The organism is Rhodanobacter sp. 7MK24, assembly GCF_014842995.1.
Taxonomy (GTDB): domain Bacteria; phylum Pseudomonadota; class Gammaproteobacteria; order Xanthomonadales; family Rhodanobacteraceae; genus Rhodanobacter_A.
Genome location: NZ_JACYXL010000009.1, coordinates 58,518 through 79,359, shown reverse-complemented (window position 1 = coordinate 79,359; position 20,842 = coordinate 58,518). Strand labels below are relative to the sequence as shown.

Annotated in this window: 18 protein-coding genes; 7 read left to right on the top strand and 11 right to left on the bottom strand. The window is 66.3% G+C overall.

Annotated features, from left to right (window positions below; all coding sequences use genetic code 11):
- Window positions 1-45 precede the first annotated feature (45 nt).
- The 8 genes from IHE49_RS14515 to IHE49_RS14480 all read right to left on the bottom strand — a co-directional run bounded on the left by IHE49_RS14515 (window position 46) and on the right by IHE49_RS14480 (window position 6,769).
- The gene (locus IHE49_RS14515; protein ID WP_192159144.1) at window positions 46-459 is read right to left on the bottom strand and encodes an MbcA/ParS/Xre antitoxin family protein; all 414 of its coding nucleotides are present in this window, start codon (window positions 457-459) and stop codon (window positions 46-48) included.
- A gap of 77 nt (window positions 460-536) precedes the next feature.
- On the bottom strand, window positions 537-2,300 hold the full coding sequence (locus IHE49_RS14510; protein WP_225578470.1) for a DUF885 family protein: 1,764 nt from the start codon (window positions 2,298-2,300) through the stop codon (window positions 537-539).
- Window positions 2,301-2,326: 26 nt separating this feature from the next.
- Entirely contained in the window at window positions 2,327-4,000 is a 1,674-nt protein-coding gene (locus IHE49_RS14505) for a SulP family inorganic anion transporter (RefSeq protein WP_192159142.1), read from the bottom strand.
- On the bottom strand, window positions 3,997-4,611 hold the full coding sequence (locus tag IHE49_RS14500) for a ParB-like protein (RefSeq protein WP_192159140.1): 615 nt from the start codon (window positions 4,609-4,611) through the stop codon (window positions 3,997-3,999). The genes IHE49_RS14505 and IHE49_RS14500 overlap by 4 nt, the downstream gene beginning before the upstream one ends.
- Before the next feature lie 88 nt (window positions 4,612-4,699).
- Window positions 4,700-5,404 (bottom strand): YafY family protein, encoded by a 705-nt coding sequence (locus IHE49_RS14495; RefSeq protein WP_192159138.1) that lies wholly within the window; start codon window positions 5,402-5,404, stop codon window positions 4,700-4,702.
- 54 nt (window positions 5,405-5,458) lie between these two features.
- Window positions 5,459-5,863 (bottom strand): GFA family protein, encoded by a 405-nt coding sequence (locus IHE49_RS14490; RefSeq protein ID WP_192159136.1) that lies wholly within the window; start codon window positions 5,861-5,863, stop codon window positions 5,459-5,461.
- The gene (locus IHE49_RS14485) at window positions 5,860-6,054 is read right to left on the bottom strand and encodes a hypothetical protein (protein WP_192159135.1); all 195 of its coding nucleotides are present in this window, start codon (window positions 6,052-6,054) and stop codon (window positions 5,860-5,862) included. The genes IHE49_RS14490 and IHE49_RS14485 overlap by 4 nt, the downstream gene beginning before the upstream one ends.
- A 103-nt stretch (window positions 6,055-6,157) precedes the next feature.
- Entirely contained in the window at window positions 6,158-6,769 is a 612-nt protein-coding gene (locus tag IHE49_RS14480; RefSeq protein ID WP_192159133.1) for a DJ-1/PfpI family protein, read from the bottom strand.
- 471 nt (window positions 6,770-7,240) lie between these two features.
- Between IHE49_RS14480 and IHE49_RS14475 the strand changes: the two genes are divergently transcribed.
- The 5 genes from IHE49_RS14475 (at window position 7,241) to IHE49_RS14455 (ending at window position 14,584) form a co-directional block, all read left to right on the top strand.
- The gene (locus IHE49_RS14475) at window positions 7,241-8,257 is read left to right on the top strand and encodes a class 1 fructose-bisphosphatase (protein ID WP_192159131.1); all 1,017 of its coding nucleotides are present in this window, start codon (window positions 7,241-7,243) and stop codon (window positions 8,255-8,257) included.
- An 88-nt stretch (window positions 8,258-8,345) separates the two neighbouring features.
- Entirely contained in the window at window positions 8,346-9,251 is a 906-nt protein-coding gene (locus tag IHE49_RS14470; RefSeq protein WP_192159313.1) for a patatin-like phospholipase family protein, read from the top strand.
- Window positions 9,252-9,321: 70 nt separating this feature from the next.
- On the top strand, window positions 9,322-11,373 hold the full coding sequence (locus IHE49_RS14465; RefSeq protein WP_192159129.1) for a S9 family peptidase: 2,052 nt from the start codon (window positions 9,322-9,324) through the stop codon (window positions 11,371-11,373).
- A 215-nt stretch (window positions 11,374-11,588) separates the two neighbouring features.
- Window positions 11,589-12,182 (top strand): HAD family hydrolase, encoded by a 594-nt coding sequence (locus tag IHE49_RS14460; RefSeq protein WP_192159127.1) that lies wholly within the window; start codon window positions 11,589-11,591, stop codon window positions 12,180-12,182.
- Between the two features lie 494 nt (window positions 12,183-12,676).
- Complete coding sequence (locus IHE49_RS14455) at window positions 12,677-14,584, top strand: potassium transporter Kup (protein ID WP_192159125.1); 1,908 nt, start codon at window positions 12,677-12,679, stop codon at window positions 14,582-14,584.
- A 22-nt stretch (window positions 14,585-14,606) separates the two neighbouring features.
- Here the strand turns inward: IHE49_RS14455 and IHE49_RS14450 are convergent, their stop codons facing one another.
- The 3 genes from IHE49_RS14450 to IHE49_RS14440 form a co-directional block, all read right to left on the bottom strand.
- Entirely contained in the window at window positions 14,607-15,698 is a 1,092-nt protein-coding gene (locus tag IHE49_RS14450; protein WP_192159123.1) for a PA0069 family radical SAM protein, read from the bottom strand.
- A gap of 54 nt (window positions 15,699-15,752) precedes the next feature.
- Window positions 15,753-16,316, bottom strand: coding sequence for an acetate uptake transporter (locus tag IHE49_RS14445; RefSeq protein ID WP_192159121.1), 564 nt, complete (start codon window positions 16,314-16,316; stop codon window positions 15,753-15,755).
- Window positions 16,317-16,467: 151 nt separating this feature from the next.
- Complete coding sequence (locus tag IHE49_RS14440; RefSeq protein ID WP_192159119.1) at window positions 16,468-17,904, bottom strand: hypothetical protein; 1,437 nt, start codon at window positions 17,902-17,904, stop codon at window positions 16,468-16,470.
- A gap of 181 nt (window positions 17,905-18,085) precedes the next feature.
- On the opposite strand from IHE49_RS14440, the gene acs reads away from it, so the two are divergent.
- Together acs and IHE49_RS14430 are read left to right on the top strand one after the other, a co-directional pair.
- Window positions 18,086-20,026 carry an acetate--CoA ligase gene (gene acs / locus IHE49_RS14435; protein ID WP_192159117.1) on the top strand — a complete coding sequence of 647 codons (1,941 nt, stop codon included), beginning with the start codon at window positions 18,086-18,088 and terminating at the stop codon, window positions 20,024-20,026.
- A gap of 97 nt (window positions 20,027-20,123) precedes the next feature.
- Window positions 20,124-20,801 carry a response regulator transcription factor gene (locus IHE49_RS14430; protein ID WP_192159115.1) on the top strand — a complete coding sequence of 226 codons (678 nt, stop codon included), beginning with the start codon at window positions 20,124-20,126 and terminating at the stop codon, window positions 20,799-20,801.
- Window positions 20,802-20,842 lie beyond the last annotated feature (41 nt).

Sequence of the window (20,842 nt, the reverse complement as noted above, 5' to 3'; positions counted from 1 at the left end):
CGAGCGTGCTATCAGGCGGTCTCGCGGAACGCGATTGGCATCGCTTCAGCCGCGCTGCGCATCCAGGTACTGGCGTACCACGAACAGGTCGGCCACGTTGCCCGACAGCATGCGCTCCAGTGCCGAGTGGCCGCCAAACAGCGACGCCGCATTCGGCTTGCGCAGCCAAGCGTCGGCCTGTGCCGGGTCGGGGAATAGGATCTGCAGCGCCTTCCAGATGCCGAGCAGGTAGCTAATGCGCTCCAAGGTGTCGCGGCCGAGGCCGCCGGTCTGCTCGCGCTTCCACTTGTAGAACGTGGATTCGGGCGGATCGCCGAGCAGCTTGCGCTGTTCGGCGACCCGCAGATCCCAGTGCTCGGCAACGCGGAAGAAGCTGCGCAGCGCAGCCCCCCCCCATGCCGCGTCAGTGGGGACGTAGTGCGGCGCGGTTTCGGCGATGTGGCCGGCATGTGCGTTCATGTCGAAGCTCTCCATGTGAAGCACATGTGCAATTTACTGCAAAATGGCAGGAACGTCCAAAACGGCTCGTACCGGGTTCAGGAAGCGCCCGACGTGCTTTTGCCTTTCGCGCAATCGCAACCGAAACCCGGCTCCGGACCGCCGTCCTGGATGAACTTGTCGATGCGCTGTTCCAGCACGGGCAGCGGCACCGAGCCGGTGGAGAGCACGGTGTCGTGGAAGGCGCGGATATCGAACTTGTCGCCCAATGCCTTTTCGGCCTTGGCGCGCAGCCGCAGGATGGTCAGGTAGCCCAGTTCGTAGCTGTCGGCCTGGCCCGGCCAGCTGATGTAGCGGTCCACCTCGTTGTCGATTTCCAGCGGGCTGAGCGCGGTGTTGCCGGTGAGGTAGTCGATGGCCTGCTGGCGCGTCCAGCCCAGGTGGTGGATGCCGGTATCGACCACAAGGCGGCAGGCGCGCCACATCTGGTAGGTGAGGTAGCCGAACTGCTGCCAGGGCGTCTGGTAGATCCCCATCTCGTTGCCGAGGTATTCGGAATACAGGCCCCAGCCCTCGCCATAGGCGGAGATGTAGCCGTCGCGGCGGAAGGCGGGGAAATCGTGCTGTTCCTCGGCCAGCTCCAGCTGCAACGAATGGCCGGGGTAGCTCTCGTGCAGGGTCAGCGCCGGCATGTTGTACAGCGCGCGCGACTTCAGATCGTAGGTGTTGACCAGGTATGCGTCCGCGCCGCCGCGGCCGGAGGTGTAGTACGGCGCGATGTCGGCCGGCACCGGCACGATGGTGAAGCGCAGGCGCGGCAGGTGGCCGAAGAAGCGGGACATCTTGCCGTCCACTTCCTTCGCCACCCACGCGGTCTTGTCCAGCAGCTCCTGCGGCGTCTTGGCGTAGAACTGCGGATCGGTGCGCAGGTAGTTGAGGAAGTCGGCAAAGCTGCCCTTGAAGCCGGTCTGCTTCATCACGTCCAGCATCTGCGCATGGATCTTCGCCACCTGGTCCAGGCCGATCTGGTGGATCTGGTCGGGCGAAAGGTCGAGCGTGGTGTATTCGCGGATCTGCTGGCGATAGAACGCCTTGCCGTCGGGCAAGTCCTCGGCGGCCAGCGTGGTGCGCGCCTGCGGCACGTATTCGTCGTCGAAGAACTTCAACAGGCCGGCGTAGGCCGGGATCACCTGGTCGCGGATGCGTTGCAGCGCTTCGCCGCGCAACGCCTGCGCCTGGTCGTCGGAGATGCTCGCGGGCATCTGCTCGAATGGCGCGTAGAAGCTGCTGGCCGTGGGATCCGTGATGCTTGCGACGGCGGCGATGGACTTGTCGCGGCCCGCCAGCACTGCACGCGGCACGCTGAAGCCGCGCTTGAGGCCCAACCGCATGTTGTCGATCTGCTGCTGGAAGTAGTGCGGGATCTGGCCAAGGCGGTCGAGATAGCGGCGGTAGTCGTCCGCGGTGCGCAGGTGATCGCCGCCCAGATCGTCGCCGATATCGCTCCAGAACGCCGAATCGCTGTTGAACGGCATCTGCCAGTTCATGAATTTCTGATCGGCGACGAAATTGCGGATCTGCTCGCGATACACCGCGTAATTCTCGCGGTTTTCCGGCGAAAGCTGGCTGACGTCAATGGCACGGAGTTGCTTGAGCACCTGCTGCCAGTAGTCGAGCCGCTGCTGCTGGCTGGCGGCGTCCACGGCATCCAGGCGGCCATTGTTCGGCTGCGCTTCGCCCGAAGCGCTGATGCCGGCCTGCCCAGTGCGCCAAGCCCATTCGTCGGTGTAGACCTGCTTGAAATGCGCATCGGCGTCCTGCCCCGCCCATGCCGGCGCGGTCAGCGCCAAGCCAAGCGCCAGCCATTGCAGGTTCGTAACGATCTTGTTCACTGCGTGGGTGTCCCATTCGGTTGTTGCGCGGAGCTTGAAGGGGCCGCCGTGACGGCATCCTCTACGCTCCAGTAATCAAGTGCTTGCGGCGGAAGCTGGGGCAGTGCCGCGCGCAACAGCAAATCATGCACGCTGTCCTTGAGCCGCGCCACCCGCAGCACGATGCCGCGCGCGCCCAGCCATACAGCGAAGTCCGCCAGGGCCTCCAGCGCGGTGCTGTCCAGATCGGGCGACTCCTCCAGGCTGAGCACCACCGCACGCCCGTCGGCATGGCTGGCGACCCGCTGCCGCGCCAACGCCAGGATCGATTCCGCGTTGGCGAAGAACAGCGGCTCTTCCGGTCGCAGGATCAGCATGCCGGGTGGCGGCAACGCGGCCGGGTGTTCATCCACGCCCACGAAATCATGGCTGCCGGGCAACTTGCCCAGCACGCTGAGGCGTGGCGTGGCGAGCTGGCGCAACAACATCACCAGGCTGAAAGCGATGGCCACCAGCAAGCCATTGAGAATGCCCAGCGCCAGTACGGCAACCACCGCAGCCAGCGCCACCAGGCGGTCGCGCCGCCACTGCAGGTACGGTTTGAACACCGACAGCCGCCACGACTTGCTCACCGCATGGATCACGATGGCCGCCAATACCGGTTCGGGAATCCGCTCGATCCAGCGCAGCAGCAAGAGAACCATCACCAGCAACGTCGCCGCCGCGATCAGGCCGGCCAGTCGCGAACGCGCGCCGGCGGCTTCGTTGGCCGAGGTACCGGAATAACCCGCACCCAGCGGCATGCCGTGCAACAGGCCCGAGAGCGCGTTCGCCAGGCCGATCACCAGCAGGTCCCGGTTCGCCTCCACCGTATCGCCATGCTTCAGCGCGAATGCGCGGATCGCGCCATACGACTCTGCGTACAGGACCAGCAGCAGCGCCGCGGCCAGTTCGATGCTGGGCAGCCATTGGTTGCCGGTCGGCCATGTCGGCCAGCCCCATGCCGGAGCGAGGTTGATCGCGCCGGTCAACGCCACGCCGTGCGCTGCCAGCCAGCCGGAAGCGGCCACACCCAGCACGATCACCAGCAGACTGCCGGGCAGGCGCCGTACGTGTTCGCACAGGAACAGCAGCAACAGCGCGATCACACCGGCGCCTGCCGTAACCGGCTGGATGAGGCGGATCGCCTGCAGCAAGGTCGCCAGCAGCAGCGGCACGAAATCGCCGTGCAGGCCTGGCAACCCGAACAGATTCGGCAGCTGCTTCAGCGCGATGACGCAGGCCAGGCCGAAGGTGAAACCGCGCAGCACGGGTCGCGCGATCAGCTGCGACAGGCCACCCAGACGCGCCGCGCCTGCCAGCAGGAAACAACCGCCGGTGAGCAGCACCAGGGTCGCCGCCACTGCTGCGCGCGAAACCGCAGCCGGGCCGGCCAGCGCCAGGGTGCCCGCAGCCAGCACCGCCGCCGAGGACGACGTGGCCGAGACGATGGCGTAACGGCTGCGGCCGAGCAGGCCGTAACAGACCAGGCCGACGAACAGCGCGATCACGCCGGCCTGCGGCGGCAGGCCGGCGATGCCCGAGTACGCCACAGCCTCGGGCAACAGCAGGCCGGCGATCGACAGGCCGGCCAGCACATCGGCGCCGCGGTTGGCGCCAGGCGTGGCGGGGGCGGCCGCCGTCGCGTTCATCCGATCGTGCCGCTCCAACCCGGCAGATAGGCCGTGTCCTGGCTGTGTGCAAGTAGCAGCGCCTGCTGCATCGCCTTCGCGCCGATCTTGCCGCCCGGCAACTTCAGGTGGCGGCGATAGAAGTCCGCCCAAAGGAATTCGGCGTACGGCACCGCGTCCTTGGCGCAACCGCCGGCCATGCGCACCCGCGCGGCAAGTGTGCGGTAGGGGTCGTCGGCCATGTCGGCCAGGCTGGCCGGGATGGCGGTGTAGTCCACGCGGGCGCCGTGCTGGTCGTAGGGATGCGCCCAGCGGTTGAACTCCATCGTGCGCCAGAACACGTCCGGGGCCAGCCAGGAGAAATCACGCTGGATCATCACCGGCACGCTCTTCACGCGCTCCTCCTGCAGGGCCAGGCCAAGATGGTGATGATCGACGATATAGACCTGGTGCTTCGGCCCGAGAACGCCGGGGAACCAGTGCGATTCGAGCAGTTCCTTGCGCTTCTTCTTGCCAAGCTCCTTCCATTGCGCACGCTTGGCTGCGACCTCGGCCTTGCCCACGGTCAGCTGGGTCGGGCGCAGCTTGGCTGGGGCGACCGACAACAGGGGATGACGTACGGTTGCCGACATGGCTCGATTCCTCCGCGGATGCAGTGCCGCGAGCGTACCTGAGCGCACGCACCGATGGGGCTTGCATCGCACGAGCCTGCGTCGAGGCTTATTCCAAGCCGGTGTAATTCCCGCCGACCGCCTGCAGGTAGGCCTCCAGGTTGCGGCCAGGCCGATCGTCGAAGCGCTCGCCGGAAGCGATGCAGAGCACGATGCGATCCGGGCGGAAATTGCGGAAGCCTTCGCGCAACCGGCACCACGCGCCCAGTGTCCACTTGCCGCCCCAGAACGCGAGGCACAAAGGTTCGATCTCGCGCTCGCTGGCCTTGCCGGCTTCGTCACTGTACTCCATGCGCAACACATGGCGCGCTTCGATGGCCGCATGCAGCGAATCGATCCGCGCGGCGAAATCGGCCTTGCCCTGGTCGCGCCACACCGGCGCGTAGATGCGGGTGCGCGAGGCGCGCTCGCGCAGCTCGGGCGGCAGTACCGCCTCGATCTTCAGCAACGCCGCCTGCGCGCCGGCAGCCAGGCGGTCGCCCGCGAAGGCACGCACGAAGCGCGTGCCCACCACCAGTGATTCGAGTTCGTCGGCGGTGAACATCAGCGGCGGGATGTCCGAGCCCTTGCGCAGCACGTAGCCCACGCCGGCCTCGCCTTCGATGGGCACGCCGGAGAGCTGCAGGTCGGCCACGTCGCGGTAGACCGTGCGCAGCGACACGCCCAGCGTCTCGGCGAGGTTGCGCGCGGGCAGCGCAGTACGGCGTCCGCGCAAGGCGTGGATGATGAGGAACAGGCGGTCGGCGCGTCGCATCGTTTCATGGTGGCTTGCCTGCGCGGCGGCGACCAGTGCCTGCCGTCACATGCCTCAGAGATGCCGCGTTTCGGCGGGCGGGTTCATCCAGTTGTCGGCGCGGCCATCGCACCAGCGCAACGGCGCGTCGATCAGCTCCTGCGGCTCGACATCGTCGAGGCAGGCGAGATTGACCGCCACGTAGTCGCCGCCGATCTGCTCCACGTAACCGCGCCCGAACGCCCGCACGCCGCAGTTCCGGCAGAACAGGTGGTGCGCGCTCAATGTGCCGAACTGGTAGTCGGACAGCGCGTCCTCGCCGCTCAACAGGCGAAAATCCTGCGGCTTGACGGTGACGCCCCACCAGCGCGTCTTGGCGCAGATGGAGCAATTGCAGCGGCCGGTGCCCGCGGCGAGGTCGAGATCGGCTTCGTAGCGCACTGCACCGCAGTGGCAGCTGCCGTGGTAGGTCTTCTTCATGGCTTGTTCTCCGTGGAGGCGACGACGTGGCGCAGGTCGGTCAGCGCCGCCAGCAACATGCGCCGACGCGGGGTTCCGGGTTTGCGCGCCGTGGCCGATGGCAGGCGGTATTGCCCATCCAGCAACAGGCCTCGCAGGTAGAGCGGCCGATAAGCCATCAGCACGCGATCAATCGTGGATTTGTTCGTCATGGCGTGGGCTCTGCTCGAAAATGCGGCCAGATGGCCGTGATTGGACCAGCGGAATCGGACTGCTTTCCTGAAGCGTGGTCAGGTCGGGCGCAGATGCCATTCCTCAAGCGGCAACCGCCGTGGCGCCGGCCAGCCACGGCGGCGGCAGGGCATGCTTGTAGAGGCGAAACCAGTGTTCGCGGTCGCTGGCGCTGTAGAGATCCAGCGTACGGATCACCTCGCGTGCGAATTCCACGCTGCCGAGCTCGCTGGCGGTGAGCGTGCCGCCGTCGCTCACCGCGAGCACGTTGGCATCGTATTGTTCGGCGCCGCGGTAATCCGGCACATGCATGGCAATGTGGCCAGCGTGGTTGCCGGTGTGCCGGCAGTGGTCGAGCAGGCCGGCACGAGCCAGTGCCAGCACCCCGCCATCGATGCCGGCCACCGGCGCGCCAGCCGCATGCACGCGGCGCGCGGCGGCCACTGCGGCCAAGCCTTCGCCGCGCGTCCACAGGTGGCCGCCGGGCAGGATCAGCAGTGCCGCACGGGCAAGGTCGATCTGGGCCAGCGTCGACTCGGGTTGCACCACAAGGCCGCCCATCGAGGTCACCGGCGCCATCGAGAAGCCGACTGCCTGTACGCGCCAGTCGCCGGGGCGGCGGATCTCGCACAGCGCCAAAGCAGCCTGCCAATCGGCGTAACCGTCGAAAACGAGAAAATAAACTGTGTCGCGCATGCCATTCCCTCCTTGATTGGAAGTACAGGATGCGCGGGTGCTGCTGACACCCTTGTGTCAGCAGCCCGGAGCCGGTTCAAAGATTCTCAGAGCCTGTTCACGATTTCCCCATGGCCCGCGCCGTGAGCTGTTTGCGCGTGGGTCGAGGAAGAACGGGGCGTGCGGAGAGAGTCCATGGATAGGCTCGGCCATGAGGAGCGAAGAGTGGACGTCCGTCCACGACCGAGTGATGACACCGGCCTGCGCGCAAACAGACCCAGCCCTGCGGGTTGCCTTGCCGTGGCTGCCATGCGGCGACGCGCAGTTTGACCTGCCCGCCAGGCGCTGCGCCGCGCACGACCACCCGATGGCCACGGCAAGGCAACGCGGACCATGGAGAGGTGGCGAATGGGCTCTCAGGCATGGCGCAGTTCAGGCTAAGCCCGGACAATGCGCGCACCACCTCGTTTGCCACCCTGCCACGGACATCCCATGAAACCCGTCTCGCTCATCCAGTTCCTGATCGAGGAACGCCGCGCCGGCCACATCAACACCGAGCTTTCGCTGCTGATCGAAGTGGTCGCCCGCGCGTGCAAGCGCATCGGCGTGGCCACCGGCAAGGGCGCGCTGGGCGGCGTGCTGGGCGCGGCTGGCACCGACAACGTGCAGGGCGAGGCGCAGAAGAAGCTGGACGTGATCTCCAACGAGATCCTGCTGGAAGCCAACGCCTGGGGTGGCCACCTCGCCGCCTGTGCGTCGGAAGAAATGGAGGACCCGCAACCCATCCCCGACATGTACCCGAAAGGCCAGCACCTGCTGTTGTTCGACCCGCTGGACGGCAGCTCGAACATCGACGTGAACATCTCGGTGGGCACGATCTTCTCGGTGCTGCGCTGCCCGGACGACGTCACCGAACCGAAGGCCGAGCACTTCCTGCAGCCGGGCACCACCCAGCTTGCCGCCGGCTACGTGGTGTACGGCCCCAGCACCTTGCTGGTGCTCACCTTCGGCCACGGCACGCACGAGTTCACGCTGGACCGCGAGATCGGCAGCTTCACCCTCAGCCGCCGCGACATCCGCATCCCGGAACAGACCGGCGAGTTCGCCATCAACATGTCCAACCAGCGCCACTGGGAAGCGCCGATGCAGCGCTACATCGGCGAACTGCTGGCCGGCAACGACGGCCCGCGCGGACGCGACTTCAACATGCGCTGGGTGGCCTCGATGGTGGCGGACGTGCACCGCATCGTCACCCGCGGCGGCGTGTTCTTCTACCCGCTGGACGCCAAGATCAAGAGCAAGGGCGGCAAGCTGCGCCTGATGTACGAAGCCAACCCGATGGCCTTCATCGTCGAGCAGGCCGGTGGCGCAGCCACCACCGGGCGCGAACGCATCATGGAAGTGCAACCGACCGGCCTGCACCAGCGGGTGCCGGTATTCCTGGGCTCCAGCCAGGAAGTGGAACAGGCCACGCGCTACCACCGCGAGGCGGACAACGCGCAGGGTTGACGCTTCGCCGCCTGTTCCGCGCCCTGAACGTGCCACAAGCCGACCGTAGGCTTCCGGCACGCCCGACTTCTCCCGCGTGACTCCATCGATGCCGTTCCGCCGCCTGCTCCTGCCACTGCTCGCCGCGCTCGCGCTGGGTGCCTGCACCCACGCGGCCAAGCCCGTGCCGCCACCGGCGATTCCGCCACCACCCCCGCCGAAGCTCAAGATCGGCCTGGCCCTGGGTGGCGGTGCAGCGAAAGGCTTCGCGCACATCGGCGTGATCAAGATGCTGGAAGCCAGCGGCATCCATCCCGATGTGGTGGCCGGCACCAGCGCCGGCAGCGTGGTGGGGGCGCTGTACGCCAGCGGCATGGATCCGTTCCAGTTACAGGAGACCGCATTCGGACTGGACGAATCGAAGATCCGCGACGTGCGGCTGTTCTCCGATGGCCTGGTGCAAGGCAAGGCGCTGCAGGATTACGTGAACCAGCTGGTGCACAACCAGCCCATCGAGCGGCTGAAGCTGCCGTTCGCGGCGGTCTCCACCCAACTGGAAACCGGCCAGCGCACGGTGTTCGTGAGCGGCAATACCGGCCAGGCCGTGCGTGCTTCCTCCAGCATCCCCGGTGTCTTCGAGCCGGTGGAGATCCGCGGCATGCACTACGTGGATGGCGGCGTGGTGAGCCCCATCCCGGTGGACGCTGCGCGCCAGCTTGGCGCGGATTTCGTGATCGCGGTGGACATCTCGGCCGCGCCGGGCGGCACGAACCCGCAAGGCATGTTCAACATCATGGGCCAGTCGATCACCATCATGGGCCGCGAACTGGCCAAGCAGGAGATCGCCCGCACCGACGTGGTGATCCACCCCGATCTCAGCGGTATCGGCCCCGCCGATTTCGAGCAGAAGAACCTGGCCATCCTCGCCGGCGAGAAGGCTGCGCTGGCGGCGATTCCGGAGATCCGCGCCAAGCTCGCCGCGCGGGAAGCCGCCCAGCTCGCCGCCAAACCCTGACGATCCGCACATGGTGCGCCGCCGCCTGCGGTTGTAGCGTGGCGGTTTCCCCCGCACCTGGGTTCGCACCATGCCGAAGTCCTCGCGTCTCCTCGTTTCACTGGCCCTGTCCGCTACGCCCCTGCTCGCGCTGGCCGCGGCGGACACGCCTGCCACCCAGTCCGCCGCGCAGGCCAAGCAGACCTTGCCCAAGCTCGACAAGGTCCAGCGCATTGGCGACGTGGCGTTGTCGCCCGACGGCACGCACCTGGCATGGGTGCAGGAAGGCAAGCAAGCCGTGATCGAACTGGCCGACGCCGATGGCAAGCACGCGCAGGCACTGGACGTGGGCGCCAAACTCGCCGATTGCAGCAAGGGCGATCTCGCCTGGTCGCCGGACTCGCACCAGCTCGCCTTCATCGCCAACTGCGGCCACGACCTCACCAACACCGAGGCGATGCACACGGACGTCTATCTGGCCGACGCGGACGGCAAGAGCGCACCGCGCGAAGTGGCCAAGCTCACCGGCTACGCCCGTGCACTGGCGTGGACGGCCAACGGCAAGTCGCTGGGTTTCCTCTACGTGCCCGGCGCCACGCGTCACGCCACCGCCACTGCTGCGGGCAAGCCGCAGGTGGGCGTGATCGGCGAGGACGAGCACGAGGAAATCCAGCGCGTCGCCAGCCTCGACGTAGCCAGCGGCGCCGTGCACACGCTCACGCCGGCGTCGATCTACGCCTACGAATTCGGCTGGTCGACGGACGGGTCGCGCATCGCCTATACCGCTGCGCCGGCACCGGGCGACAACAACTGGTGGGTGGCGAAGCTCTACGTGCAGGATGCGAAGGAAGGGGCTGCCCCACGCGTGGTGGTCGATCCATCCACCGTCAGCGGCTCCTTGCACGGCCTGCAGATGGCGCTGCCGCGCTGGTCGCCGGATGACTCGCGCATCGCCTTCATCGGCGGCCTGATGAGCGATCAGGGCGCCACCGGCGGCGATCTCTACAGCGTGTCGCCCAGTGGCGGCGAGCCGAGCAACCTCACCTCCGGCATCGCCGTTACGCCACAGTGGTTTGCCTGGGCCGGCAAAGACGCCCTGACGGTAAGCCAGAACGCCAAGGGCAAGGTGCAGCTGGCCCGTTACGACATCCGCGGCGACCAAGCCAGCGCGCAGGCGCCCTACTTCACGGTGCCGGCGATGATAGGTGCCGGCGGCGCGGTGCTTTCGGTGTCGCTGTCCGCCGACCACCAGCGCGTGGCCTTCGAACAGAGCTCCTACGAGCACGCCCCGGAAGTGCATGCCGGCAAGCTCGACGGCACGGCGCCGCCTGCCGTCACTTCGCTCAACGCCGGGCTCAAGCCCGCGTGGGGCAAGGCCGTGTCGGTCGAGTGGAAGAACGAGGGCCGCGACGTGCAGGGCTGGCTGCTCTACCCGGCCAACTACGACCCGCACAAGACCTATCCGATGATCGTGAGCGTGCATGGCGGTCCGGCCTGGGGTGTCCTGTCTACTTGGCCAGGCATGGGTGCGATGTATGCCGCTGAAGGCTACTTCGAGTTCATGCCCAATCCGCGCGGCAGCTTCGGCCAAGGCGAAGCCTTCGTGCAGGCCAACCGCAAGGACTTCGGCTACGGCGACCTGCGCGACATCCTCGCCGGCGTCGACGCAGTGGAGAAGATGGCGCCCGTGGACGACCATCGCCTCGGCCTCACCGGCTGGAGCTACGGCGGCTTCATGAGCATGTTCGCGCCCACCCAGACCCAGCGCTTCCGCGCCGTGGTCGCCGGCGCCGGCATCTCGGACTGGCAGAGCTACTACGGCGAGAACCAGATCGACCAGTGGATGATCCCCTACTTCGGCGCCAGCCTGTATGACGACCCGGCGGCATACGCCAAGAGCTCCGCGCTCAGCTTCATCAAGCAGGCCAAGACCCCCACGCTCATCATCGTCGGCGACCGCGACGAGGAATGCCCCGCGCCGCAGTCCTTCGAGTTCTGGCACGCGCTGAAGACCCTCGGCGTGCCTGCGCAGCTGGTGGTGTATCCGAACGAAGGCCACCACTTCGCCAACCCGGAGCACACCCGCGACCTGCAGCAGCGCTCGTTGGCGTGGTTCGCGAAATACCTGCCGGCGTCGAAATAGGCAGTGGAACGACTGGCCTTCCTGGATGGGAAGGCCAGTCGGTCACCCTCCCGTTCAAGCAGCGGATAGGCCGTGCGCGAAGCCGCCACATTGACTCGCGCGTGGTGATAACCGATGGTCGCCTGTCACGACGTCAATGGCGATTTCCGTCGCCCCGCTGAACCTGCCTGTCATTTGTAGCAACGGCGCCCACGCTTGGCCACGGACGACTACGCATGAACCTCGCCCTGTTCGATTTCGACGGCACCATAACCACCCGCGAGACGATGTCCGATTTCATGCGTCTGGCGGCGACGCCACTGCGGCGCGCCCTAGGCATACCTGTGTTCGCGCCAATGCTTGCCGGTTACAAGATGGGACTCGTCGCGGGCACGACGATACGCCAGGCGGTGACGGCTTTCGGATTCCGCGGCGTACCAGCCACGCGAGTCCATGCGGCCGGGGACCGTTTCGCCATCGAGTACATCCCCGGTGTGTTGCGCCCCGAGGCCATGCAGCGCATCGCCTTGCATCAGGCACGGGGCGACAAGGTGGTGGTGGTTTCCGGAGGCTTCGACTTTTACCTGGCGCCATGGTGCAGGCAGCGCGGCCTGGAATTGATCTGCTCGACACTGGAAACCCGCGGCGAACGCCTTACCGGCCGCTACCTTGGCGCGCAATGCATAGGCGAGGAAAAGGCGCGGCGCGTGCGCGAACGCTACGATCTCGCCGCCTACGGGCAGTGCTATGCGTATGGCGACACGCATGAAGACGAAGCCATGCTGGCGCTGGCGCAGAGGAAGTTTTACCGCGGCGTGGAGAGAACCTGAGTCGTCACGGGCTGCAGAGACAGCCTGCGGCCGTCTCTTCGATGCGCGCATCGGCGATGTGCCGGCAATGCGTTCGACGACCATCATGCCGCACCAAACACCCACGTCCACGGCATGGCTGTCGGGTATGTCGAACAGCCGCGGCACCGTGCGCACGGTGCCGGCAATGCCTTGCATCTTTGGATCACCCATTGTGGAGCACCAGTGCGCCCCGCACGGGCTGTGCGCCGCAAGATAGGCGCACGTTTTCCCGCATGAAGCCATCGGTTGCAAACCGGCTATCGCCACGGACACAGGCCGGCATACCGCCACTAGCATCATCCACAGGCGGCGGCGGGGTGCTGGCGTCCGACATTGCGGCGATTGTCGGCGATGTTCGTGTTCCGCGATTTCATCGGCCGATCACGTGCCGCACACGCCGTTGACCACATTGTCTCCCGACTTCGACCACATGCGTGGCCGGCGAATCTCCCTGCCAGAGCCGCGCGCGCCTCATGGAAGCAGAAAAGCCCAAAGACGACGACGATGGCGGCGGTAGGGACAAGCCGGCCCTGCCCGGACTGCTGCTGGGCGCCATCGGCGTGGTATTCGGCGACATTGCCACAAGCCCGCTGTATGCCATGCAGCAGGCCTTCGGCAAGGACGGCATCGCACCACGGCACGACAACATCCTCGGGCTGCTGTCGCTGATCCTCTGGGCGCTGGTACTGGTGATCAGCGTCAAGTACGTGCTGTTCGTGATGCGCGCGGACAACCGTGGCGAAGGCGGCATGATGGCGCTGGCGGCGCTGGCACGGAACGCGGTACGCCGGCATCGGCGCGCCGGCTGGTGGGTGATCATGCTGGGGCTGGCTGGCGCGGCGCTGTTCTTCGGCGACAGCGTGATCACGCCGGCGATCTCCGTGCTCTCTGCGGTAGAGGGGTTGAAGCTGGTCTCGCCGGATTTCGGTCGCTGGGTGCTGCCGATCGGTGCCGTGGTCATCGTGCTGCTGTTCCTGCTGCAGAAGCGTGGCAGCGCGCTGGTCGGCACGCTGTTCGGCCCGGTGATGGCGCTGTGGCTGCTGAGCGTGGCCGCGCTGGGCGTGCATGGCCTGCTGCGCCATCCGGAAGTGCTGGCGGCGGCCAATCCGCGCTGGGCGGTGGCCTACATGCTGCACAACGGTTTCAAGGGGTTCGCCTCGCTCGGCGCGGTGGTGCTGGTGATGACCGGCGGCGAGGCGCTGTACGCCGACATCGGGCATTTCGGCAGCCTGCCGATCCGCCTGTCATGGTTCGGCCTGGTTCTGCCGGCGCTGCTGCTGAGCTATGCGGGACAGGGCGCCCTGCTGCTGACCGATGCTTCGGCGGCGCAGCACCCGCTGTACTCGTTGGCACCGCACGCGCTGCTGTACCCGATGATCGTGCTGGCCACCGCCGCCACCGTGATCGCCTCGCAGGCGGTGATCTCCGGTACCTTCTCGATGGTGCGCCAGGGCATCCAGCTCGGCTACCTGCCGCGCTCGCGGGTGGAGCACACCTCCAGCGACATGGAAGGCCAGATCTACCTGCCCGCGGTGAACTTCATGCTGTTCGCAGCGGTGATGGCCGCGGTGCTGGGCTTTCGCAGCTCGGACCGGCTGGCCGGGGCCTATGGCATCGCGGTGAGCGGCACCATGCTGCTGACCACGCTGCTGTTCCTCGTGGTGGCGCTCATGCGCTGGCGGTGGGGACCGCTGCGGCTCGGCGCGTTCGGTCTGGTCTACGTGCTCATCGATGCCACGTTCTTCGGCGCCAACCTGCTGAAGCTTCCCGATGGCGGCTGGTTCCCGGTAGTGCTGGCGCTGGTGATGATGGTGGTGATGACGGTGTGGCACCGCGGCCGGCAGCTGGTCAACCGACAGTTGCATGCCGAGGGAGAAAAACTGGTGGATTTCATCAGCCACCTGCAGGACGAACCGCCGTTGCAGGCACCCGGCACAGCGGTGTTCCTCACCGGCCACCGCACGTGGGTGCCGCAGGCCCTGCTCCATAACGTGGAGCACAATCACGTGCTGCACGAACGCAACGTGGTGCTCACGGTGGACAGCCTGGACCAGCCGCGCGCCGAGGGCGGGGAGCGCAGCGACGTGGAGAAGCTGGAGCATGGCTTCTGGCGCGTGACATTGCGCTTCGGGTTCGCCGAGCACATCGACGTGCCGGCCCGGTTGCGCCAGCTCGAACTCGATCCCACGCTGGAAGCGGACGAGGTCGTCTGGTTCCTCGGCCATGACAAGGTCAACGCCGAAGACAACCAGCCTTACCGCATCGCGCGCTGGCGCGCGCGTCTGTTCGCCTGGATGGCACGCAACGCAACGCCTGCCACCACCTACTACGGCGTACCCTCTCGGCGGCTGATCGAGATCGGGGCGCGCATCGACCTGTGAGCCGTGCCAGCGCACAGCTCGATCAGAACAGGCTGCCTTGCGGCGACGGCTTGCGCGGTGGCACGAAGCGCGAGGTATCGAGGCGCAGTTCGCGGGCACGGCCGAAGCCGTGGCGGCGGCAGGCAATCTCGAAGCGTCTGCGCAGCAACTCCGCGAACACACCCTGGCCGCGCATGCGCGTGGCGAAGTTGTTGTCGTAGTCGCGGCCCCCGTTCATCTGCTGCACCAGGCTCATCACGTGAGCCGCGCGGTCCGGCGCGTGCAACGCCAACCATTCGCGGAACAGCTGCTTCAGTTCCCACGGCAGGCGCAGCACGGTGTAGCCAGCACAACGCGCGCCGCCTTCGTGCGCCTGTTCGAGCACGGCTTCCATGTATCTGTCGTTGAGTGCTGGGATGATGGGAGCGACGAGCACGCCGACCGGCACGCCAGCTTCGGCCAGCGCCGCGATGGCCCTGAGGCGCCGATATGGTGCACTGGCGCGCGGTTCCAGTTTTGCGGCGAGATGGTTGTCCAGCGAATTCACCGAGACGAACACCTGCACAAGTTTCTCGCGCGCCATCGCGGCGAGCAGGTCAATGTCGCGTTCGACCAGTGCGTTCTTGGTGACGATCGTGCACGGGTGGTGGCATTCGGACAGCACTTCCAGCGCGGCGCGGGTGAGTCGCCATTTCTTTTCGATCGGCTGGTACGGGTCGGTGTTGCTGCCGATGTTGATCGGCTTGGGCACATAGTGTGGTTTTGCCAGTTCGATGCGAAGCACCTCGGCGAGGTTGGTCTTGGCACGCAGCTTCGTCTCGAAGTCCAGGCCGGGTGAAAGATTGAGGTAGCTGTGCGAAGGACGCGCGAAGCAATAGACGCACCCGTGCTCGCATCCGCGAAAAGGGTTCAATGCCTGCTCGAAGGCGATGTCCGGCGAATCGTTGCTGGAGATGACGCTGCGCGCACGCTCCTCGGTGACGCAGGTTTGCGGGCGCGGCGCGGCTTCGTCCAGCAGCGTGCTTTGCCAGCCGTCGTCCTCGGTGTGGTGCCGGATGGTCTCGAAGCGCCCTTCCGGATTGGAAGCGGCGCCACGGCCTTTGATCGCTCGTGCTGGAATGAAGGAATCGCCCATCCGCGCAGCGTGCCGCCAAGGCATCTCACCGCACGCGACACCTGCGCGCGGGCATCAACCAATCGGCAATACGGTGCGTTGCTGGCTGTCGTTGATGATCTCGGCGGCAGACAGATAAAACGCGAGGACGGCGGTAAGCAGGCCCGTGTAGCCTCCAGCCTGATGCAGCCTCGCCATGCCGGTCCATTCGCCCGCGGCAAGCAGGAAGAAGGTGATCCACAGTGCGAGGAAAATCATTTGCAGCGCGCGCGGCGCACGCAGCGTGCCCAGCCACATGTAGAAGGTGAAGACACCCCAGAGGAACAGATACCAGCCGACGAAAGCCGGCGGCACCTTGTCGTGCAGGAACAGCACGAACAGCGCGAACGACCACCAGAATGCGCCGTAGCTGAGGAAGGCGGTGGCGCCGAAGGTGTTGCCGCGGGGCAGCTCCATCACGCCGGCGATCGCTTGCGCGGTACCGCCGTAAGCCATCGCGCAGGCCAGCACCATGCCCATGCCGTCGCCGCTGAACCAGCCGGCGTTGATCATGCTGAGCAGCCAGGTGGTCAGTGCGAAGCCGGCCAGGCCGAGCGGCGCTGGGTTGGAAAACTTCGTTTGCGTGCTTGCGTCGCTCATCGTGCGACTCCCAGTGGACGAATAACGGTGGCCATGGCGGTGTATGGCGAGCCGTCACGTGCTTCGCATCGGTACGCGCCGGGTACAGGCGCGTGCCCGCATGTGGATCGGATGACGGCGGCACAAATCCTGTACACCGCTTTCATCGGGCTCAGAAGTGGTACAGCGCGCTCAAGCTGACCTGGTTGCCGCTGGTGGTCTTGGTGTCGATGCCATTGGTGGTGCTGTCGAGCCACCCGTACAGCCATTCGACGCCGAGTTCGTAGTTGCCGGCCGCGTAGGTGAGGTCCATCCCGGTCTGGCGGCTGCGCAGCAAGCCGGTGGAGCCGTTGCCCATCCAGCGGATCACGTCGTCCTTGTTGGGCTTGCTGCTGGCGTAGACCGCGCTGAGGTTCCAGCTGGGCGTGAAGTTGTAGCCCGCCTGCAGGTAACCGCCGGTGTCCTTGATGTCGCCGAACTGCGACAGGTCGCCGAACACTTCGCCCAGACCCTTGCCGGTGTAGGCATTGGCGCGGAACACCCAGGGACCGGGCTTCCACTGGCCGCCCACCTCATAGCCGACGCTCTTCACGTTGGATTGCACCGGCGTCGCCACGGTGCCGCTCACGCCGCGCAGGTCCACGGTGCTGTAGTGCGCCACCGCATAAGCCAGCCAATTCGCGCCCTGCACGTGCAGTCGCGCCTCCACCTGCGGACGGAAACCGGCATTGCCCGCGGTGAGGTAATTGATGTTGTTGACGGCCGCATCCGGCCCGTTCCATGAACCTTCGAACGCGCCCATGTCCAAACGCCACTGCACGCCGCCGCTGCCGTGGTTGAGATCCTGCATCCACACCACGCCGGGATAACGCCAGCCGATCATGCCGGTGCCGAAACCCAGCGGGAATGCGATGTGCGACAGCGAGGCAGTGACGCTGTCGAGCGGGAACAGCAGATCCCACTGCTGGCCGATGCGTACCGTGCTGCCGCTGTCGGCGTTCACCAGGTCCATGTAAGCCTGGCGCAGGCGCGGGATCGGCTGCTGCTGCGCATAGGCGCCGGTGCCGTTGTAGCCGCCGAAGAAATCCATCTCGATGCGGCCACCGCCCGTCCAGTCGCCGGCCAGCCGCGCACCGCTGAAGTCCAGCCAGAAGCGCGTGTTGCGCACGTCCACCCCGCTGAGCGTACCGTTGGTGGATGTGGACGACGGGTATTCCGCATTCTGGCCGTTGCCGTAGACGAAGCTCTTGTTCTGGCTGAAGGCCGAGGCGCTGATGAAGCCGTGCAGCGCCACCGACAGACCCGGCGCACTGCTGAACACCGGTTTGCCTGTGTTCGTGGCGGGCGCGGCGGCGACGTTCTGCGCCCCGGCAGCGGGTGCCCCTTGCGCGGTCTGGCTCGCGGGCTGCTGCTGCTGCGTCTGGATCATCGCCTTGAGCTGGGCAACCTCCTGCTCCAACTGATCCACCCTCTGTTCCAGCTGTTGTTCGCGCGTGCTGTCACCGGTGCTGCCGGTGGTTTGCGCCGACGCCGCCCAGGGCAACGAAAACGCAACGGCAACGCCCAGCGCCAACGGTGCACGGCAACGACGAACGAGTGTCGGGCTCATGGGACAGCCTCCCCTTGGAGTGGTGGCGCCGAGCATGGTCACGCTTTCGCACATGCGGCTATTCGCCGATGGTCTTAACTTCGACCAAAGTCGATACGCCGGGTCCTTCGACACTCTGGCGACCTCGTTACACTCAAACGTCTGCCTATGCCGCCTATACCCTTGTCTTCAGGAGACTTGCATGTCCACGATCCATCCCGTCGACCCCGCATTCGCCGCCAAGGCGCGCATCCGTCTGGACGATTACGAGCGGCTGTACGCCGAGTCGGTAAAGGATCCCGAGGCCTTCTGGGCCAAGGTGGGCGAACGGCTGGACTGGGCGAAGAAGCCGACCAAGATCAAGGACGTCTCCTACGATCCGAAGAACCTGCACATCCGCTGGTACGAGGACGGCACGCTCAACGTGGCGGCCAACTGCCTCGATCGCCACCTCGCGGAACGCGGCGACAAGGTGGCGATCATCTTCGAGGGCGACGATCCCAACGAGTCGCGCAAGCTCACCTACCGCGAGCTGCACGCCGAAGTGTGCAAGTTCGCCAACACGTTGAAGCACCTCGGCGTGGCCAAGGGCGACCGCGTGGCGATCTACCTGCCGATGATCCCCGAGGCGGCGGTGGCGATGCTGGCCTGCGCGCGCATCGGCGCGATTCATTCGGTGGTATTCGGCGGCTTCTCGCCGGACTCGCTGGCCGGACGCATCGCGGACTCGGCTTGCAAGGCCGTGATCACCGCCGACGAAGGCGTGCGAGGCGGCAAGAAGATCCCGCTCAAGATCAACGTGGATGAGGCGCTCAAGCGTCCCGGCACCAACAGCGTGGAAACCGTGGTGGTGGTCCGCCGCACCGGCAGTGCGGTGCCGATGCAGTCGCCGCGCGACCGCTATTGGCACAATCTGATGGAGGGCCAGAGCGCCGACTGCCCGGCCGAACCGATGGAAGCGGAGCATCCGCTGTTCATCCTCTACACCTCCGGTTCCACCGGCAAGCCGAAGGGCGTGCTGCACACCAGCGGCGGTTACCTCGTCTATACCAGCTACACCCACGAATGCGTGTTCGACCTGCGCGAGGACGACGTCTACTGGTGCACTGCCGATGTGGGCTGGGTCACCGGTCACAGCTACGTGGTGTACGGCCCGCTGGCCAACGGCGCCACCACACTGATGTTCGACGGTGTGCCGAACTATCCCGATTTCAGCCGCTTCTGGCAGGTGGTGGACAAGCACAAGGTGTCGCTGTTCTACACCGCGCCCACCGCGATCCGTGCACTGATGCGCGAAGGCGAAGCACCGGTCAAGAAGGCTTCGCGCGCCAGTCTGCGCGTGCTCGGCACCGTGGGCGAGCCGATCAACCCCGAGGCGTGGGAGTGGTATCACCGCGTGGTGGGCGAGAGCCAACGCCCCATTGTCGATACATGGTGGCAGACCGAAACCGGCGGCATCCTCATCACCCCGCTGCCCGGCGCCATCGCCACCAAGCCCGGCTCGGCCACCAAACCATTTTTCGGCGTGAAGCCCGCCATCGTCGATGCCAGCGGCGAAGTGCAGCAGGGCGCCTGCGAAGGCAACCTGCTGATCACCGACTCGTGGCCCGGCCAGATGCGCACGGTATACGGCGACCACCAGCGCTTCATCGAAACCTATTTCAGTGCCTACCCGGGCAATTACTTCACCGGCGACGGTGCGCGTCGCGACGAGGATGGCTACTACTGGATCACCGGTCGTGTGGACGACGTGATCAACGTCAGCGGCCATCGCATCGGCACCGCCGAGGTGGAAAGCGCGCTGGTGTCGCACCCGAAAGTCGCCGAAGCCGCCGTGGTCGGTTGCCCGCACGAGATCAAGGGTCAGGGCATCTATGCCTACGTCACGCTGATCGCCGGCGAGACCGGCAGCGACGAGTTGAAGAAGGAGTTGGTCGCCTGGGTGCGCAAGGAAATCGGCCCCATCGCCACGCCTGATTACATCCAGTGGGCTCCCAGCCTGCCCAAGACCCGCTCGGGAAAGATCATGCGTCGCATCCTGCGCAAGATCGGCGAGAATCAGCCCGACCAGCTCGGCGATATCTCCACCCTCGCCGATCCAAGCGTGGTGAAGAGCCTCGTCGAGGAACGCCTGATCAAATGAGCCACGGTAGGAGCGCACCCTGTGCGCGAATGCTCCTGCTCCGATCAGCGCCAAGGCATTCGCGCGCAAGGTGCGCTCCTACCGATTCCATCGAACCATGCCCGACATCCTGATCGCTGACGACCACCCCCTGTTCCGCGACGCCCTGCAGCGCGCAGTACTCGCCGCGCTGCCGCGGGCGCAGGTACGCAGCGCCGAAAGCGTGCAGGGCCTGTACTCGTTGATCGAGCAATACCCCGACGCCGATTTGCTGCTGCTCGACCTGCACATGCCCGGCGCGCGCGGCTACTCCGCGCTGGCGCATATCCGGGGGCAATACCCCGGCCTGCCGATCATCGTCGTATCCGGCCATGAAGAAGCGCAGGTCGCGCGCCGCGCGCTGGCCCATGGCGCCGCGGCCTACATCCCAAAATCCACGGCGGGCGACGAGATCGTCCGCGCCATTCGCGCCGTGCTCGATGGCGACGTGTGGTTGCCGCCTCAACTCGTTGGAGGCAGCGCCGAGCTGCAGCCCGATGAAGCGGACATCGCCGCCCGCGTCGCTACGCTGACCCCCCAACAATTCCGCGTGCTCACCATGATCGCCGAAGGCCTGCTCAACAAGCAGATTGCCTGGGAACTCGGCGTATCCGAAGCCACGGTGAAGGCGCACATGACCGCCATCATGCGCAAGCTGGGCGTCAACAACCGCACGCAGGTCGCCCTCGCCGCCAGCCACCTCGCCGTGGAACCTGGCGCGATGCAACCGCTGCTGGTGGACGAGGAAAGCGAGTGATCCGACCTCTGGAGTACGGGCGACAACAGCCTGTGCTGGGT